The 511-nt window shown below is 65.6% G+C and carries 1 protein-coding gene; it reads right to left on the bottom strand.

All coding sequences use genetic code 11. From position 1 onward, the window contains the following. Window positions 1–511 (bottom strand): glyceraldehyde 3-phosphate dehydrogenase NAD-binding domain-containing protein (locus tag IMZ11_RS43710; protein ID WP_305075960.1); only part of this gene is annotated, 511 nt, incomplete at both ends.

Raw genomic sequence — 511 nt, 5'->3', positions numbered from 1 at the left:
GTGGTTGACCCCGTGCACGATGTTGGGCACATCGCCCTTGCCGGGCGCAGTCAGCAGCACCTTCGCGATGCCGGGGCGCAGGTGCTTGGACAGGCCTTCGCGGTCGCGCCACTTGCCGGTGTTGTCGATCAGGATCGCGTTGTCGATGCCGTACTGCGTGTAATCGACGGCCGACGGGTCGTCGCTGTGGATGAACTTGATGACGTTGCCGTTGGCGATCAGGCAGTTGTTCTCGGTGTCGACCTTGATCGAGCCGTTGAACTGGCCGTGCACCGAGTCGCGGCGCAGCAACGACGCCCGCTTGGCCAGGTCACCTTCCCCGTTGCTGCGGATCACGACGGCGCGCAGGTTCAGGCCGTTGCCGGAGCCGGCCTTCTCGATGAGCAGACGTGCGACGAGGCGGCCGATGCGGCCGAACCCGTAGAGCACCACGTCCCGCGGTCCTTGCGGTTCGATCTTGTTTTCGCCGGTCACGTCGCTGAGTGCCTGGGCGGTGAACTCGGGTACCGAC

The sequence above is a fragment of the Microtetraspora sp. AC03309 genome (assembly GCF_020826795.1).
GTDB lineage: Bacteria > Actinomycetota > Actinomycetes > Streptosporangiales > Streptosporangiaceae > Microtetraspora > Microtetraspora glauca.
The sequence above is the reverse complement of the archived record's forward strand: the minus strand, read 5'-3'. Positions and strand labels throughout refer to the sequence as shown.